The following is a 15447-nucleotide window of genomic DNA, read 5'->3' as shown; positions in this document are numbered from 1 at the left end:
TTTCCCCTCGAATCATTTATTGGCTGTTCGTCTCCGCCACGATCTGGGCGTGGTGGGAAACGAGGGGGGGTTTGAAGCAGGCGTCCGGTGGTGGCCGGATGGCGTTTGACGTTTTTTGAAGTGACCTCGATCCACTGTGGGAGCGAGCCTGCTCGCGAAGGCGTCTGGTCAATCAATGAAGATGTCGTCTGTGAGGGCCTCTTCGCGAGCAGGCTCGCTCCCACATGGACAGTGTTTCAACGTAAGAGGTACGGGATCTCCACTTTCACCGCCCCGGTCGGGCAGTCCTTTTCGCAGGGCATGCAGTACCAGCATTCGTCGAAGGCCATGTAGGCCTTTTGCGTGGCCGGGTTGATCGCCAGCAGGTCCATCGGGCAGACGTCGACGCACACGGTGCAGCCCTTGTGGGCGATGCAAAGGTCCTCGTCGACCGTGACCGGTGCATTGGAGCGGAAGAAAATTTCCTGGGGTTGATAGGCCATGTTCGCTCTCTCTTTCGTTGGCGGCGTCAAGCCGCGTCGGCACCGACCCGCAATCGGTCGTAGGCCTGCATTTCATTGGCATCCAGCGGGATGATGTAGGGTTCGACGGCTTTCTTGAAACTGATCATCAAACCGTTTTCGCCCTTCTTCAGGTGGCAATGGCAGAACCAGTCGCTGTCATTGCGCTGCGGGTGATCGACCCGATAGTGGTACAGCCCCCAGCGGCTTTCGGCGCGGAACAGTGAAGCGCGGGCGGCCATTTCGGCGCAGTCGCGGATCATGCTGACTTCCATGGCACGCATCAGCTCGTGAGCGTTGTGGGCCTTGATCTGGTCGAGGTCGCGCTGGATGTCGCTGAAGCGTTGCAGGCCGATCTGCATCTTCTTCGTCACTTTCGGCGGTTGCAGGTAATCGTTGACGAAGCGCCGCAGCTTGTACTCGACCTGGGCTGGCGGCAGGCCGTGTTCGCGATCCAGTGGTGCGTAGACCCGTTGTTTTTCGGTTTCGATCTGCCGGGCATCCAGTGCGGAAAACTCACGCCCGGCGACAAAATCCGCCGCGTTGTGGCCGGCGAACCAGCCGTAGGTGAACGCGCCGAGCATGTAGTTGTGCGGCACCGCGGCCATGTCACCGGCCGAGTACAAGCCCTTGACCGAGGTCTCGGCCTTCTCGTTGACCCACACCCCCGACGCCGAATGCCCGCTGCAAAAGCCGATTTCCGAGATGTGCATCTCGACCATCTGCGTGCGGTAGTCGGTGCCGCGATTGGCATGGAACTGGCCGCGACTCGGACGCTCGTTGCTGTGCAGGATTTCCTCGATGTTCTGGATGGTTTCCTCGGCCAGGTGATCGAGCTTGAGGAACACCGGACCGTTGCCGCTTTCCAGTTCCTGGTGGAACTCCCACATCATCTGTCCGCTCCAGTAGTCGCACTCGATGAAGCGTTCGCCCTTGTTGTTGGCGGTGTAGCCACCCAGAGGACCGGTGACGTAGGCGCAGGCCGGGCCGTTGTAATCCTTGATCAGCGGGTTGATCTGGAAACACTCCAGGTTCGCCAGCTCGGCCCCGGCGTGGTAGGCCATCGAGTAGCCGTCGCCGGCATTGGTCGGGTTTTCGTAGGTGCCCATCAGGTAGCCCGAGGACGGCAGCCCCAGGCGTCCGGCGGCACCGCAGGCGAGGATCACCGCCTTGGCCTTGATCACATGGAAGTCAGCGGTTCGGCAATCAAAGCCCATCACGCCGTTGACCGCCCCCTCTTGATCCGTCAGCAATCGGGTGCACACCAGCCGATTGGTAATGGTCACACGTGCGCGCTTGAGCTGGCGGTACAGGACTTTCTTGATGTCGTGCCCTTCCGGCATCGGCAACACATAAGCGCCCATGTGGTGGACCTTCTTCACCGCGTAGTCGCCGGTTTCGTCCTTCTCGAATTTCACGCCCCAGCGGTCCAGTTGTTCGATCGTCTCGAAACTGTGGATGGCATAGGCATACACCGCCGCCTGGTTGACGATGCCGTCGTTGGCGATGGTGATTTCCTTGGTGTACTGCTCCGGTGTCGAGTGGCCGGGAATGATCGCGTTGTTCAGGCCGTCCATGCCCATGCTGATCGCGCCGCTGCGCTTGACGTTGGCCTTGTCGATCAACAACACCCGCAGGTCGCGGTTGCGTTCCTTGGCCTTGATCGCCGCCATCGGGCCGGCAGTGCCGCCGCCGATCACGACGATGTCGTATTCCTGCTCCAATGTGCTGCGCGTCATGCCTGATCCCCTTTTTTACGGTCAATCCGCAGGCGGTACTGGAAGGCATCGCCACGGTAGTAAAGGTGTTCGAAGTCCAGCGGCCGCCCCTCGGCATCATGGGTCAGGCGTTCGATTCGCATGATCGGCGAACCCGGCTCGACTTTCAGCGCCCGGGTCAGGTCGCTGTCGGCCAGCACCGCATCGATGGCCAGGTCGGCGTGTCCCAGGCTCAGGCCGCAGTCGTTTTCCAGGATCAGGAAAATGTCACGGGTAACCAGGTCGGCTTTTTCCAGACGCTCGCCAATGGCCTTGGGCAGGTAGGTGACGTCCAGGGAAACCGGCTCGCGATTGATCAGGCGCACCCGCTTGATCTGCGCCACGACCTCGCCTTCGGCGACCTGCAAACGCTCGGCGACGAGCTTGTCGGCGGCAATGAACCTGAAGCTGCGCAGGCGGTTGATGACCTCATAGCCGCGATCAGTCATGGACTCGGCCAGGCCTTGCAAGGTGCTGACATTCTGGAAGGCTTTCGGCTTGGCGACGAAGGTGCCCTTGCCGTGAATCCTGAAGATCAGCCCTTCTTTTTGCAGGTCACCCAAGGCCTGGCGCACGGTGATGCGGCTGACCTTGAACAACGTGCCAAGCTCGCTTTCGGAGGGCATCTGGCTTTCTTGCGGGTATTCGCCGTCGAGGATGCGGGCGCGCAGCACCTCTCGCAGCTGGGTGTGCAACGGGACACTGCTCAGGGATAGAACGTTATCGGTCATGGCAGATCACTTGTTATAACGAGTTATGACGTGATCTTAGAGAAGCGTTATGCCAGTTGAGAAATACCGAATGCGCATAAGGTTAGAAGTGCCGTGCAATACCAAATGTGGGAGCGAGCCTGCTCGCGAATGCATTGTGTCAGTCAATATGTTGTTGGCTGACACTCCGCTTTCGCGAGCAGGCTCGCTCCCACAGGAGGGATTGTGTGTGGTCTGAGGGATCAGTGGCGCTTGAGGATCTGGTCCATCACCCAATCGGTCTTCAGCGCCTGCCCGGCCACGGCCGGATGCTGCGCGTCACCACGAATATGCGCATTCATGCCCAATACGTGGTGCCACTGGATGTGTGCGTGATGCTCGATGTTCAGGCTGAGATGCTCGTCGGCGTGCAACTCGATCGGGTGCTCATCGAACACTGAAAAAGTGATCCGGCCTTTACTGCCAATCACTTCCACCCGGTCTTCACGGCGATCGGCGACGAAATTCCAGCACCCCGTCCCCAGTGCCCCGCTGGCAAACCGCCAGGTGGCGCTGACGGCATCTTCGGCCGCGTACAAACCGGCCTGCCGTGCGGTGAACCCGGCGACTTCGACGATATCGCCGAGCAGGTACTGAAACAGGTCCAGGCCATGGCTGGCCAGATCGGCGAAGTAGCCGCCACCGGCAATCGCCGGGTCAGTGCGCCAGTTATCTGTGCCATCGCGATCCACTGCCGACGGGGCTTTGGTGAGCGTCCAGCTCAAGTGCCGGACCTCGCCGATTCGCCCCTCCTCCAGCCATTGCCGCACTTGCCGGAAGCGTGGCAGCGAACGTCGGTAATAGGATACGAACAGGTGCAGCCCGGCATCGGCAAACACCTGCTGCATCTCGCGGCTTTGCCCGGCGTTCAGCGCCATCGGTTTCTCGACGCAGCAATGCTTGCCGGCGGCGGCCACCTGCAAGGCATAAGCGTGATGACTGTCGGGTGGCGTGGCGATGTACACCGCGTCGACTTCGGAATCGTCGATCAGCGCTTGCGCATCGGTGTAAACCCGAGCGATGCCGTGGCGCGCGGCGTAGTCGGTGACGGCTTCCAGACGCCGGCCCATCACCGCCACCAACGCCGATCCGGGGGCCTTGTAGAAGGCCGGCGCGCTTTTGCGTTCAGCGACACTGCCACAACCGATCATGCCCCAGCGCACCACGTTCATAAGCTCTCCCGGCTTCTCAGCCGATGCGCAATGCACGCAGGTCCGGTCGACCGTCCTTCAGCGGCGGGCACCAGTAGTAGCCGCCGGTGATCGGACGGCTGATGCGGTACAAGCCGTCGGTGATGCCGTCTTCCAGGCCGCTCATGCGGCGCAGTTGAGCTTCGAAGGCATCGAGGGAAAAACCGAAGGCCAGGAACATCAGGCCGGCACGGTCACCTTCGATCCACGGCATCGAGCGGCGCACCACGAAGGCTTCAGGCGCAAAGCTTTCCTGGGCGGTGCGTTTGACGTGGGCGGAAACCGGCGCGTCGTCGATCTCTTCGTTATCGCTCAGGCGGCGGCCCATGATGTTGTCTTTTTCATCCGCCGACAGCCCATGGAAAACTTTCAGGTCATGCTGCCACTGCTGGATCGCGGCAAAGCTGCCACCCACCGTACCGTCCGCGCCCTCACCGACCACGGCGGCGGCCACGGCGGCTGCGTCGTGCGGGTTCTCGGTACCATCTTCGTAGCCGGTCAGGTCATGGCCGCTCATGTGGCGGAAGGTTTCGTTCATCTGCACCAGGCGCAACGCCGGGGCCAGTGCTGCGGTGATGGCATTGCTGCGGTTGAGCAACTCACCACGGTCTTCACCGTGCAGCCAGCACCAGAGCGCGTGTTGGGTCGATGGGTTGTCGACGCCGACACCGGTCAGTGCCGGGAAAACGCGCAGGCCTTCGATCTGCCCGCCCAGCGCCTTGACCAGGGACTCACCGAAGCCGACCACCACCGATTTGCCGTCCACCAGGCCTTGCAGGTTATCGAGCGCGACCGGTAGAGCAGCGACGGATTCGAGAGCGAAGAACATATGACGGGCTTGAGGCGGAACGGGGGTGGCGAGAATGCCCGGCTGGTAATGACTCATATGAACTCCTCGAAAAAGAGTTCGGAGTTTAACCGGAGTGTGAGGGTTTGTGTGCTGTCAGAGGCCACACAAGCCCTTCTCATCACAAGGAGATCAGACCGCGCTGGGGCTTTCGCTGCGGAACGCACTCGGGCTCTTGCCGGTCCAGCGCCTGAAAGCCCGGCGAAAACTGCGCACGTCGCTGTAGCCGACTTCCTCGGTGATGCGTTCGATGGACATGTCCGGGTTGGCCAGCAGGCTCATGGTGCGGGCCTGGCGCACTTGTTCCAGCAATGTCTCGAACGTCAGGGCGTGTTCGGTGAGGCGGCGGCGCAAGGTGCGGCTGCTCATGTTCAGGTCGCCGGCGATTTTCTCGATGTGGCTGCCCTCGGTCAGGTCTCGGGCAATCGCCCGTTCCACCGCCTGGATCAGATCCATTTTCCGGTGTACCTGAGCAGCTTCCAGTTCAAGCAATTTCACCGCCTGACGCAGGGCCAGGGAATGGTGATTGGGCAAGTGAACGTCCAGCCAATACGCATCGATCACCATGCGGTTCTGCAGGCAACCGAAACGCACGTCAGGCCCCAGCACGCGCGAATACTCGCTGAGATAGTCCGGCGCGGCATGCATGAACTCCACGGCCATCGGCTTGAAATCCGCCCCGACCAGCGCCCGGCCGTACACCAGCAGGCTGGCGAAAAACTCCTCGACCGCGAACAACTGCACGTCGGCGAACGGCAAGCGGCATTCAACGTCGACAAACACCCGGTCACCCGCCTCTTCCACGCTCGACACGACAATGCCGCCGGAGGTGTGTTGATGGCGAATGCCCAGCTCAAAGGCATCGCGCAGGGTCTTGCACAGCGATAACACATGCCCCAACAACCCCAGCGTACCGAGTACATTCTGCGCGCCGACCCACAAGCCCAGCCCCTGATTGGGCAGGACCTTGAGCGCGCGTTGAATCATGGCCACGGCCTGGCGATAGGAAATGCGCTGCGCCGGGTCCTGAAGGTCTTCAAAGTCAAAACCCAACCCTCGGCACAGGCTCTCGGGGTCAATGCCTTTTTGCTCGGCGACTTCGGCCAGGGTTTGCAGGAGAAACGGCGACACCAGCGCCAGTTCAAAGGTGGGGTCAGTCACTTTCATTTGCATGGGGCTATACGTTCCGGGTCGAGCTGCATTCTTATTTTTGTAACCGGTTATGTCGAAGGAAGTTAGCACAGGGTTCAAAGGCTGTCCGCAGAAGTCCCCCTAAATGGCCGCCAATACCCTGCCTTGCAGGGCGCAGACAGCTTATTTCTATGTTGCGGCCCTCGTATGGATGCCGGAAAGCCCGCTAACAATAATAATGAGTACACCCATGATCCCGACCCGCACGACACTTCCCCTACTGGTCATTGGCCTGGCCGGCGCCTGCGCCCTGCAACCGGCACTGGCCACCGAGGCTGGCGTGGACAACATCGGCCCCGGCACCGACGGCTTTTTCGTGTTGCCGCTTTCGCCCGACAGCCTTCCGGACAACATGGTTGCATTCAACCTCTACTACAACCACTACAAAGCCACGAAGCTGAACATCAGCTCCCTCGGCGGCAAAGTGCCAAACGTCGAGATCGAATCCACGGCGGTCATTCCGCGCCTGGACTACCTCAGCCCGGTGCGCGTGTTCGGCGGCCGGCTGGCCGGCTACATCGCGCAACCGTGGCTCAAGCAGGAAGTCTCGGTGTTCGGCCTGCCGCAGGACACCCGCGAAGGCATGGGCGACACCACGTTCGCGCCGATCATTCTCTGGGACATGGGCCCGAACCTGACCCTCGGCGCCGCCATTGAAGTCACCGTGCCGACCGGCGAATACAGCGTTGATCGCCTGGCCAATACCAGCAACAACTTCTACACCTACAAACCGCTGTTCTCCTTCACCTGGCTGCCGACGGACAGAACCGAGGTGTCGATGAAGACCACGTACAGTTTCAACGAGAAAAACAAGGACACCGATTACAAGTCGGGGCAGATTTTCCACTTCGACTATTCGGCCAGTTACAAAATCACCGACGACCTGATGCTCGGGCTGAACGGCTACTACCTCAAGCAAACCACCGATGACAAACAGTTCGGCCACACCGTGCAGTTCAATGGCCAGGACGTGAACGACGGGGTGCGCGGCCAGGTGTTTGCGATTGGTCCGGCACTGCACTGGACCTTCCTCAAATACGCCAGCGCGGAGATTCGCTGGGCCAAGGAATTCGACGTGGAAAACCGGCCTGAAGGGGAAATGCTTTGGGCCAAGGTCAGTATTCCCTATGCGTTCTGATTGCCCCCCCTTCGCGAGCAGGCTCGCTCCCACAGGTAGAAATGCAGTCCTTGTGGGAGCGAGCCTGCTCGCGAAGGCGTCGGAACAGTCACCCGGCAAGTTTCAGGAATACACCGGCCAGCTATCCACAATCTTCCCACCCCGAACCGCCAGCAAATCCCCGAACTGCAACAACACCGACTCTGTCTGGGTCGGCCGCAAAAACACCTGGTCCTCAACCGTCAGCCCCACCGCCGCCGAACCATTGACCATTTCCTGGTTCGAGCTGCGCCCATACACAGCATTGCTCTGCAACCCCGGCGGCGATTCGAGTTCCGCCATCCAATTACCGCCATAGATAAAAAACGTCTCGCGCTGATTGCTGTCCCACCACGAAAACAGCCCGGACTTGTCATCCAGCGCCGGAATACTCACCGCCCCGGTGCTTTTCAACACCGGCGTAGCGATGTAGGCGGCTGGCACATGCTCCACCAGTGACGGCAAATCGTAGTGAACGGGCTTGAGCATCGCCGTCCCCACCGACACTTCGCTGCTGAGCTGTTCGCGCTCATGCATGCGATAGCTCGGGCTGCCAGCCGTATTGAGGGTCAACCCTTCTCGCCACAAGGCGGGATATTGCTCACGGGTGAAATCGACGCAGCGGTTGTAAATCACCATCACTTTGGCGAACAGTTCTTCGGGCGAGCCCAGGATCCCCGGCACCCCCATGCCCACGAACGGGTCGTAGCCCATGAACCCGGCGAACTCCAGGTGCTGCGGGTGCTGGCTGATCAGCGCCAGCATCTGCCCGAGTGCGCCAAGGTCGCTGACGCCACCGCGATGCAATCCGACATCCAGTTCGATGTTCACCCGCAATCGCGTGCCCAGCCCCTGAGCCAGGGCGAGGTATTGCTGCAAGCGTTGCGGTGTATCGAGCAACCATTGCAATTGCTTCCCAGGGTCGAAAGGTCCCTTGTGCGACTGATAAAACAACTCGGCCGAACGCACCGGCAGCGGCTTGCCCAACAGAATGTCGGCCCCGGGAAACTGCACCGCGTCATGATTGAGAAAGGGTTGGTGAAAGGACATCAGGCGTTGCGTGCCGGCGCGCTGGGCGATGTAGGTCAACAGCCCTGGTGCCGGCAGCGATTTCTCCACCAGCCGCAGGTGTTTGCCGCCGCGCCTGACTGACTGCATCACCACATCGATGTTGTGATCCAGCCGATCAAGGTCGATCAGCATCACCGGGCGCATCGGGCCGTGGTCCTTGAGTTCGCGGTTCAGCGCGCGGAAGTAATCACTGTACGGCGCACCTCGGTCACCCGGCCGCAGCCAAGCCCCGAGCCCCACCAACAAGGCACCAACACCTGCGCTTCCGAGCAAGAAATTGCGACGATTGACGGCCATCAGCTCACCCCCAGAATCGATGACAAATGCGCATTGAGGAACTTGCCGCTGGGATCGAGTTCCTGCCGTACCTGGATGAACTCCTGCCAGCGCGGGTACAGCGGCTGCAGGTTTTTCGCGTTCAGCGTATGCAACTTGCCCCAGTGCGGCCGGCCGTTGTACTTCCAGAAAATCGGCTCGACGGCGGCAAAGAAGTTGTGATGATCCATCTGGTAATGCTGGTGGACCGAGACCGAACAGCTGTCGCGGCCTTCGAACATGCTCAGGGGAATGTCGTCGGCCTTGACGTAGCGGTACTCAATCGGAAACCAGGTGCGCAGGTCCTTGTCCTGGATCAGCTTGAGGATCTCGCGCAAACACGCCGGACCGTATTCGGCCGGCACGGAATACTCCATTTCGTTGAAACGCACCGTGCGCACATTGGCGTAGATGTCGAACGAGTCGCCCACCCGCTCATCGAAACTGGCCAGGTGGCGCAGGCTGTTGAGCATCGTGCGGCGCAAGTCCGGGAAATCACTGGCGTATTTGTCGATTTTCTCGATCAGCGTGACGAACTCGTTGCCGCCCTCCTCATCCGCCGGGACCGGCGGTGTGGCCGGGTCGCCGGTTTCGTTCAGGGCGATCGACAAGGCGTAGTCGGAATGGGTCACCACGAGCATTTCCCAGTGCTGGTTTTCCCGGGTGTTCTTGTCCAGGTCTTCCAGCAACTCTTCCGTCCTGGCGATCCACTGCCGCTCCCGCAAGCGATACGCCGGGCGGTTTTGCAGGCGCACCCTGGTTGCCACGCCCAACGCCCCCAGCGACACCCGGGCGGCGCTGAACACTTCAGGATGACGATTGGCGTCGCACTCCAGCACGTCGCCGTTGGCAGTCACCAACTGCAAGCCACAGACATGCGCCGAATACGATTGAAAGTTCTTGCCGGTGCCGTGGGTCGAGGTCGAGATCGCGCCGGCCAGGGTCTGGTAATCGATGTCAGCCATGTTTTGCAGGGCCTGGCCGATGTCTTTGAGCGGCGTGCCCATGCGTGACATCGGCGTACCGGCGGCGAACTCGGCTTGCAGGGTTTTCGCATCGTGATCGAGCAAACCCGAGAAATAGCTCAGCGACAACAAGGTCCCGTCAGTGGGCACCAGCGCGCTGAAGGAGTGTGCCGAGCCTACCGGCCGAATCTTGCCGGGGGCCTGGCGCACCACTTGCGTCAACTCATCCAGGTTCTTTGGCGCCAGCCTTGCCGCCGGCAGGCAACTCTGGCCGCCCGACCAGTTGCGCCAGGGAATCAACCGTGGCGCGCGCAGCAGTTCGGCCAATGCCGGTGTCGAGCCGAGCGCCGTAAAGGCGCCAATGACGCTCGCCCGTTGCAACAACTGACGCCGTGTCATGTCCATCGTCATGAATCGCATCCTGTCTTGTTGTTATTGGATTGGCTGGCCGGACATAAAGGCAATCAACGCCAGGAACTGTTCTTGCGAACACTGCATGCACATGCCCATCGGCGGCATGCCGTTGTAGCCGTTGATCGCATGATCGAGCAGTGTGTCGGCGCCCTGTGCCACCCGAGGTTCCCAGGCCTTGATGTCGCCAGTCAGCGGCGCCCCAGCCGACGGATTGGCATGGCAAAGCTTGCAGCTGTTGTCGTAAACCTGCGCCAGCTCGACGTCGGCGGGCCTCGCGGTAGCCGCTTCGCTGCGGCCCGGCGGGTTTTTCGGCTCTTTGCCGCACCCCCCAAGCAACGCTGCAAAGACGCACCCCGCCAAGGCCAAACAAAGGCTAGGCTTTTCAGTTAATCGGCTTGCCCGCATGGCTGTCCTCTTATTGGGTGCCCGGTCAGCCGGGCACACCTTTTTTGTGGTGATCAAGGAGAGCTCAACACTAAGGCACCCCGTATGGGCGGGTTGAGGGCATTGGGGGCCAACAAGGGGAGCATCTGAGGCCATGACGGAAGGCGTCGACGAATCCGCGATCTGTCACGCTGTGCGAAAAAACGCTGAGATGAGTCATGACAAGCGTTGCTGAGGTCTGCTAAAACGATTCATCAGTGCATCACCCAATCCAGAGGGGTAGCGACATGACCACAGCCAAGATTCTCGAGAACCTGTTCCCAAGCCCCGCCGACATCCCGGAAAAATACCGCCTTGGCGGCCAGACCGAGCAGCGTGAGTACCTGGTCGATGGCGTGCTGAAAACCTGGAACGGGCCACTGGCCAAGGTCCGCAGCCCGGTGTACCTGACCGGTGCCGATGGCGACGAGCAAGTGATCCTCGGCAGCACGCCGCTGCTCGATGCCGAGACCGCATTGACCGCCCTCGATGCAGCCGTGCGCGCCTACGACCGTGGCCAGGGACTGTGGCCAACCATGCGCGTGGCCGAGCGCATCCAGCATGTCGAAACCTTCCTGGGGCGCATGCGCGAGCAGCGCGATGCCGTGGTCAAGTTGCTGATGTGGGAAATCGGCAAGAACCTCAAGGATTCGGAAAAGGAGTTCGACCGTACCTGCGACTACATCGTCGACACCGTCAACGCACTGAAAGAACTCGACCGCCGCTCCAGCCGTTTCGAACTGGAACAGGACACCCTCGGCCAGATCCGTCGTGTGCCGCTGGGTGTCGCCCTGTGCATGGGACCTTACAACTATCCGTTGAACGAAACCTTCACCACACTGATCCCGGCGCTGATCATGGGCAATACGGTGGTGTTCAAACCGGCCAAACTCGGCGTGCTGCTGATTCGCCCGCTGCTGGAGGCCTTCCGCGACAGCTTCCCGGCCGGAGTGATCAATGTCATTTATGGCAGCGGCCGCGAGACGGTCAGCGCGCTGATGGCCAGTGGCAAGATCGACATCTTTGCCTTCATTGGCACCAACAAGGCCGCCAGCGACCTGAAAAAGCTCCATCCCAAACCCCACCGCTTGCGCGCCGCACTGGGCCTGGATGCGAAAAACCCTGGCATCGTCCTGCCGGAAGTGGATCTGGACAATGCGGTCAGTGAAGCGGTGACAGGCTCGCTGTCATTCAATGGCCAGCGCTGCACGGCGCTGAAAATCCTGTTTGTCCACGAAGACGTGGTCGAGTCCTTCATCGACAAATTCAATGCCAGGCTTGCCAACCTCAAACCCGGCATGCCCTGGGAAAGCGGCGTAGCCCTGACGCCACTGCCGGAGTCGGGCAAGGTCGACTATTTGCATGCACTGGTGGCCGATGCCGAAAGCAAAGGCGCCAAGGTGGTCAACCCGAACGGTGGCGAGGCGCGTGCATCGTTCTTCTACCCGGCAGTGCTGTACCCGGTCACGCCGCAGATGCGCGTTTATCAGGAAGAACAGTTCGGCCCGGTCATCCCCATCGTGCCGTACCGCCATCTGGATACCGTGATCGATTACGTGCTGGAGTCGGACTTCGGCCAGCAATTGAGCATCTTCGGCACCAACCCGGTGGCGGTTGGCCGGCTGGTGGACACCTTTGCCAATCAGGTCGGGCGCATCAACCTCAATGCCCAATGCCAGCGCGGCCCGGACACCTACCCCTTCAATGGTCGCAAGAACTCGGCCGAAGGCACCTTGTCGGTCCATGACGCACTGCGGGTGTTTTCGATCCGCACCCTGGTGGCCACCAAGTTCCAGGAAACCAACAAGGACCTGATCAGCGAGATCATCAGCGGGCGCAGTTCGAGCTTCCTGACCACCGACTACATTTTCTGAGGAGAGCCAGCCTGAGTACATCCAGAGCCCAACGACTGCCACCGCTGCTGCGCCGATTGCTGCGGCCGTTGCTGGACCCGTATCGGCGCTACCGCCATGCCCGGGTGATCCATGCGGTACGGGTGTCGCTCGGGTTGCTGGCGACGATCCTGCTGACCACCGGCATCCATCTGCCCCACGGTGAATGGGCGTCGGTGACGATGCTGGTGGTGATCGGCGGCTTGCAGCACCACGGCAACATCGGCAAGAAAGCCGCCGAGCGTGCCATCGGCACCTTGATCGGCGCCGGTGTCGGCCTGGCGTTGGTGGCACAACAGGCCTGGCTCGGGATGCCCTGGCTGACCTATTTCGCGATGTCGGTGGTCTGCGGGTTTTTCTCGTATCACGCCATCGGCAAGGGTGGTTACACCGCGCTGCTGTCGGCGATTACCGTGTTTATCGTCGCGGGGCACGGCGACAACCCGGTCACCGATGGCTTGTGGCGCGGGGTGGATATCCTGATCGGCATTGCCCTGGCCCTGGCGTTTTCCTTCGCCCTGCCGCTGTACGCGGTTTATTCCTGGCGCTACAACCTGGCCGATGCACTGCGTGATTGCGCTAAAACCTACGGGCGCATCATTGACGGCCAGGCCATCACCGCCGACGAACACCTCAAGCTCATGACCCGCCTGAACGCGGTGATGGTGCAACTGCGCTCACTGATGCCGTCGGTGTCCAAGGAAGTGAAGATCTCCATGACCGAACTGGATGCCATCCAGCGCAACCTGCGCATGTGCGTCAGTACCCTGGAAATTCTCGGCAACACCCGACCGGATGCCAATGATCCCGAGGCGATGACGCTCCTGCAAACGGCATTGAAAGCTGAACACCGACAGATTCGCGTGCAACTGATCGGCATGGCCCGGGCCTTGAAATCAGGCGCTGCCCAGCGGCTCAATCGGCCCACGGAGTTGCCGCTGGTCAGCCTTGATGCGCCGGTCTACAACGCGCTGGACGGGTATCGCTTGCTGACTCGCCAACTGGCCGCCAACGTCGGCGAGATGCGCCAGCGACTGGCCGCGAGCGCGCCGCGCTGGAACATCTGACGCCGGCGTAGCGGGTTACGACGTCACCGTGCGCCGAAACTTCAGCGACCAGCCTTGTTGCATGCCGGCTGCGGCCAGCAGGATCGCTGCGACACCGATCCACTGCAGCGGCTCCAGGCGATGACCGAAGGCAAACCAGTCGACGAAAATCGCCGCGATCGGGTAGATGAAGGACAGTGCCCCCGTCAACGCCGTCGGCAGTTTTTGAATGGCGCCGTACAGCAACACGTACATCACACCGGTGTGCACCATGCCCAGCGTCACCAGGCTGGCCCACGCGCTCGGCGCCTGCGGCAATGCCGAAAAATGCGCGAATGGCGCGAGCAACAACACGCCAGTGCTGACCTGGATCAGCGCAATCAAATGCGGTGGAGTACCGGTCAGGCGCTTGATGATCAGCGCGGCAATCGCGTAGAGAAACGCCGCGCCCAACGCCAGGGCAATCCCCGTCAGGTAATCGCTGCCGCTCTCGCCCTGGCTGCCATGGGCACTGACAATCGCCAGCATCCCGAGAAACGACACCCCCAGCCAGGCCAGCTTCTGCGCGGTGATCTTTTCATTGAGAAACAGCGCCGCCAGCCCTACCAGCATGAACGGCTGGACGTTATAGACGGCCGTGCCGATGGCAATCGACGCCCGGGAATAGGAGGCGAACAACAGCACCCAGTTGCCGACAATCGCCACACCGCTGAGCACCGCCAGCAAGAACGTGGTGCGGGTCAAAATGCCGGGGCGCAAAAAACCGAAGGCGGCACAAATCAGCAGCAAGGTGCCGGCACCGAACAGGCAGCGCCAGAACACCACATCCAGCACCGGTTGCCCGGACACCAGCACGAACCAACCGATGGTGCCGGAAATCAGCATGGCGGCCGTCATTTCGAACGAACCGCGGCGTAGGGATTTGTCCATCATCAGACTCCTGTGTTTGTGGCCAAAGTATGCCAATGCATCCAGGCGCTGCTCCATAGCAAAAAGCAGGCTAAACTCGATATCGGCCTTTTTTATCAAGGCCGTTTTGAAAAAATGCCTAACAGAGGGTTTCGCCATGACCGATGACATCGACCAGGTGCTGATCACAGCCCTGATGGAAGACTCGCGACGTTCGCTCAAGGCCCTGGCACAAATCAGTGGCCTGTCCTCCCCCAGTGTTGCCGAGCGTCTGCGCCGCCTGGAAGAGCGTGGCGTGCTCAAGGGCTACACCGTTGAAATAGACCCGAAAAGCTTTGGCTATCAACTCCAGGCCATCGTGCGCATTCGCCCGTTGCCGGGGCAATTGCAGGAAGTGGAACGGCAAATCATGGCCATTCCCGAATTCACCGAATGCGACAAGGTCACTGGCGACGACTGTTTCATTGCACGCCTGCATGTGCGCTCGATGGAGCAACTGGACACCCTGCTCGACCGCCTCAACACCCATGCTGAAACCAATACGGCAATCGTCAAGAAAACCCCGGTCAAGCGCCGGTTGCCGCCCATGGCGTGAGTGATATTTGTTTCAGACTGAAGTAGATTGACGGTTTCCGGCGAAGGATTGACGGCATGAAAACTCAGGCAATGCTACTTGTGGCGATGCTGCTTGCAGGTTGCGGCACGATTCAGACGGTTGTACGCAGTGACGAAGTGGCCTCGAAAAGCCTCAAGGAGCAAAAGAGTTACTGCGGTGCGGTACCGCGAATCTACAGTGGCGTGACCTACGACTTTTGCATATTGAATGCGCCCCTCGAAGAGGGTCGGGATGCACAGGTACATGGCCCTGCCCCCGCTATTGTGCTGGTCGACGTGGTCATCTCCGGCGCGCTCGACACCTTGTTGCTGCCCTACACCATCTACCGTCAGCAAGCCGACGGCAGCATCGTCATTGTCGAATAGTCCTGAATTTCAGGTAATAAAAAACCCGCCTGAGCGGGTTT

Annotated in this window: 15 protein-coding genes; 5 read left to right on the top strand and 10 right to left on the bottom strand. The window is 60.7% G+C overall.

From position 1 onward, the window contains the following. Positions 1-236: 236 nt before the first annotated feature. From ACEN8E_RS11610 to ACEN8E_RS11585, 6 genes are all read right to left on the bottom strand, one after another. Entirely contained in the window at positions 237-482 is a 246-nt protein-coding gene (locus tag ACEN8E_RS11610) for a 4Fe-4S dicluster domain-containing protein (protein WP_007946457.1), read from the bottom strand. Positions 483-508: 26 nt separating this feature from the next. Continuing rightward, positions 509-2239 carry a fumarate reductase/succinate dehydrogenase flavoprotein subunit gene (locus ACEN8E_RS11605; protein ID WP_495592726.1) on the bottom strand — a complete coding sequence of 577 codons (1731 nt, stop codon included), beginning with the start codon at positions 2237-2239 and terminating at the stop codon, positions 509-511. Further along, positions 2236-2988 carry a GntR family transcriptional regulator gene (locus ACEN8E_RS11600; protein ID WP_495592725.1) on the bottom strand — a complete coding sequence of 251 codons (753 nt, stop codon included), beginning with the start codon at positions 2986-2988 and terminating at the stop codon, positions 2236-2238. Before ACEN8E_RS11600 ends, ACEN8E_RS11605 begins: the two co-directional genes overlap by 4 nt. A 221-nt stretch (positions 2989-3209) precedes the next feature. Continuing rightward, positions 3210-4178, bottom strand: coding sequence for a Gfo/Idh/MocA family protein (locus ACEN8E_RS11595; protein ID WP_495592724.1), 969 nt, complete (start codon positions 4176-4178; stop codon positions 3210-3212). A 16-nt stretch (positions 4179-4194) separates the two neighbouring features. Further along, positions 4195-5082 (bottom strand): Dyp-type peroxidase, encoded by an 888-nt coding sequence (locus ACEN8E_RS11590; protein WP_495592723.1) that lies wholly within the window; start codon positions 5080-5082, stop codon positions 4195-4197. Between the two features lie 93 nt (positions 5083-5175). Further along, positions 5176-6216, bottom strand: coding sequence for an AraC family transcriptional regulator (locus ACEN8E_RS11585; protein WP_495592722.1), 1041 nt, complete (start codon positions 6214-6216; stop codon positions 5176-5178). Between the two features lie 208 nt (positions 6217-6424). On the opposite strand from ACEN8E_RS11585, the gene ACEN8E_RS11580 reads away from it, so the two are divergent. Next, entirely contained in the window at positions 6425-7372 is a 948-nt protein-coding gene (locus tag ACEN8E_RS11580; RefSeq protein WP_429371119.1) for a SphA family protein, read from the top strand. Positions 7373-7474: 102 nt separating this feature from the next. Here ACEN8E_RS11580 and ACEN8E_RS11575 read toward each other — a convergent pair whose 3' ends face one another. From ACEN8E_RS11575 to ACEN8E_RS11565, 3 genes are all read right to left on the bottom strand, one after another. Further along, complete coding sequence (locus tag ACEN8E_RS11575; RefSeq protein WP_495593308.1) at positions 7475-8683, bottom strand: DSD1 family PLP-dependent enzyme; 1209 nt, start codon at positions 8681-8683, stop codon at positions 7475-7477. A gap of 74 nt (positions 8684-8757) precedes the next feature. After that, entirely contained in the window at positions 8758-10152 is a 1395-nt protein-coding gene (locus ACEN8E_RS11570; protein WP_495592721.1) for a D-arabinono-1,4-lactone oxidase, read from the bottom strand. A gap of 21 nt (positions 10153-10173) precedes the next feature. Beyond that, on the bottom strand, positions 10174-10560 hold the full coding sequence (locus tag ACEN8E_RS11565; RefSeq protein WP_495593307.1) for a c-type cytochrome: 387 nt from the start codon (positions 10558-10560) through the stop codon (positions 10174-10176). Between the two features lie 266 nt (positions 10561-10826). On the opposite strand from ACEN8E_RS11565, the gene ACEN8E_RS11560 reads away from it, so the two are divergent. After that, the gene (locus ACEN8E_RS11560) at positions 10827-12452 is read left to right on the top strand and encodes an NADP-dependent glyceraldehyde-3-phosphate dehydrogenase (protein WP_495592720.1); all 1626 of its coding nucleotides are present in this window, start codon (positions 10827-10829) and stop codon (positions 12450-12452) included. Between the two features lie 44 nt (positions 12453-12496). Continuing rightward, complete coding sequence (locus tag ACEN8E_RS11555) at positions 12497-13537, top strand: FUSC family protein (protein WP_495593306.1); 1041 nt, start codon at positions 12497-12499, stop codon at positions 13535-13537. 15 nt (positions 13538-13552) lie between these two features. Here ACEN8E_RS11555 and ACEN8E_RS11550 read toward each other — a convergent pair whose 3' ends face one another. Continuing rightward, positions 13553-14446 carry a DMT family transporter gene (locus ACEN8E_RS11550; RefSeq protein WP_495592719.1) on the bottom strand — a complete coding sequence of 298 codons (894 nt, stop codon included), beginning with the start codon at positions 14444-14446 and terminating at the stop codon, positions 13553-13555. A 136-nt stretch (positions 14447-14582) separates the two neighbouring features. Between ACEN8E_RS11550 and ACEN8E_RS11545 the strand changes: the two genes are divergently transcribed. Both ACEN8E_RS11545 and ACEN8E_RS11540 read left to right on the top strand, forming a co-directional pair. Then, the gene (locus ACEN8E_RS11545; protein ID WP_007973356.1) at positions 14583-15020 is read left to right on the top strand and encodes an Lrp/AsnC family transcriptional regulator; all 438 of its coding nucleotides are present in this window, start codon (positions 14583-14585) and stop codon (positions 15018-15020) included. Between the two features lie 56 nt (positions 15021-15076). Continuing rightward, on the top strand, positions 15077-15406 hold the full coding sequence (locus tag ACEN8E_RS11540; RefSeq protein WP_495592718.1) for a YceK/YidQ family lipoprotein: 330 nt from the start codon (positions 15077-15079) through the stop codon (positions 15404-15406). Positions 15407-15447: the final 41 nt, after the last annotated feature.

The sequence above is a fragment of the Pseudomonas sp. Pseusp9 genome, from assembly GCF_059491265.1.
Note: the sequence above shows the minus strand (reverse complement) of the source record. Positions and strands in the feature narration are given on the sequence as shown.

What these genes read in the sequence shown, in the direction of transcription:
- ACEN8E_RS11610 (WP_007946457.1), bottom strand. Translation starts at nt 482, where the DNA reads ATGGCCTATCAACCCCAGGAAATTTTCTTCCGCTCCAATGCACCGGTC.
- ACEN8E_RS11605 (WP_495592726.1), bottom strand. Translation starts at nt 2,239, where the DNA reads ATGACGCGCAGCACATTGGAGCAGGAATACGACATCGTCGTGATCGGC.
- ACEN8E_RS11600 (WP_495592725.1), bottom strand. Translation starts at nt 2,988, where the DNA reads ATGACCGATAACGTTCTATCCCTGAGCAGTGTCCCGTTGCACACCCAG.
- ACEN8E_RS11595 (WP_495592724.1), bottom strand. Translation starts at nt 4,178, where the DNA reads ATGAACGTGGTGCGCTGGGGCATGATCGGTTGTGGCAGTGTCGCTGAA.
- ACEN8E_RS11590 (WP_495592723.1), bottom strand. Translation starts at nt 5,082, where the DNA reads ATGAGTCATTACCAGCCGGGCATTCTCGCCACCCCCGTTCCGCCTCAA.
- ACEN8E_RS11585 (WP_495592722.1), bottom strand. Translation starts at nt 6,216, where the DNA reads ATGCAAATGAAAGTGACTGACCCCACCTTTGAACTGGCGCTGGTGTCG.
- ACEN8E_RS11580 (WP_429371119.1), top strand. Translation starts at nt 6,425, where the DNA reads ATGATCCCGACCCGCACGACACTTCCCCTACTGGTCATTGGCCTGGCC.
- ACEN8E_RS11570 (WP_495592721.1), bottom strand. Translation starts at nt 10,152, where the DNA reads ATGACGATGGACATGACACGGCGTCAGTTGTTGCAACGGGCGAGCGTC.
- ACEN8E_RS11565 (WP_495593307.1), bottom strand. Translation starts at nt 10,560, where the DNA reads ATGCGGGCAAGCCGATTAACTGAAAAGCCTAGCCTTTGTTTGGCCTTG.
- ACEN8E_RS11560 (WP_495592720.1), top strand. Translation starts at nt 10,827, where the DNA reads ATGACCACAGCCAAGATTCTCGAGAACCTGTTCCCAAGCCCCGCCGAC.
- ACEN8E_RS11550 (WP_495592719.1), bottom strand. Translation starts at nt 14,446, where the DNA reads ATGGACAAATCCCTACGCCGCGGTTCGTTCGAAATGACGGCCGCCATG.
- ACEN8E_RS11545 (WP_007973356.1), top strand. Translation starts at nt 14,583, where the DNA reads ATGACCGATGACATCGACCAGGTGCTGATCACAGCCCTGATGGAAGAC.
- ACEN8E_RS11540 (WP_495592718.1), top strand. Translation starts at nt 15,077, where the DNA reads ATGAAAACTCAGGCAATGCTACTTGTGGCGATGCTGCTTGCAGGTTGC.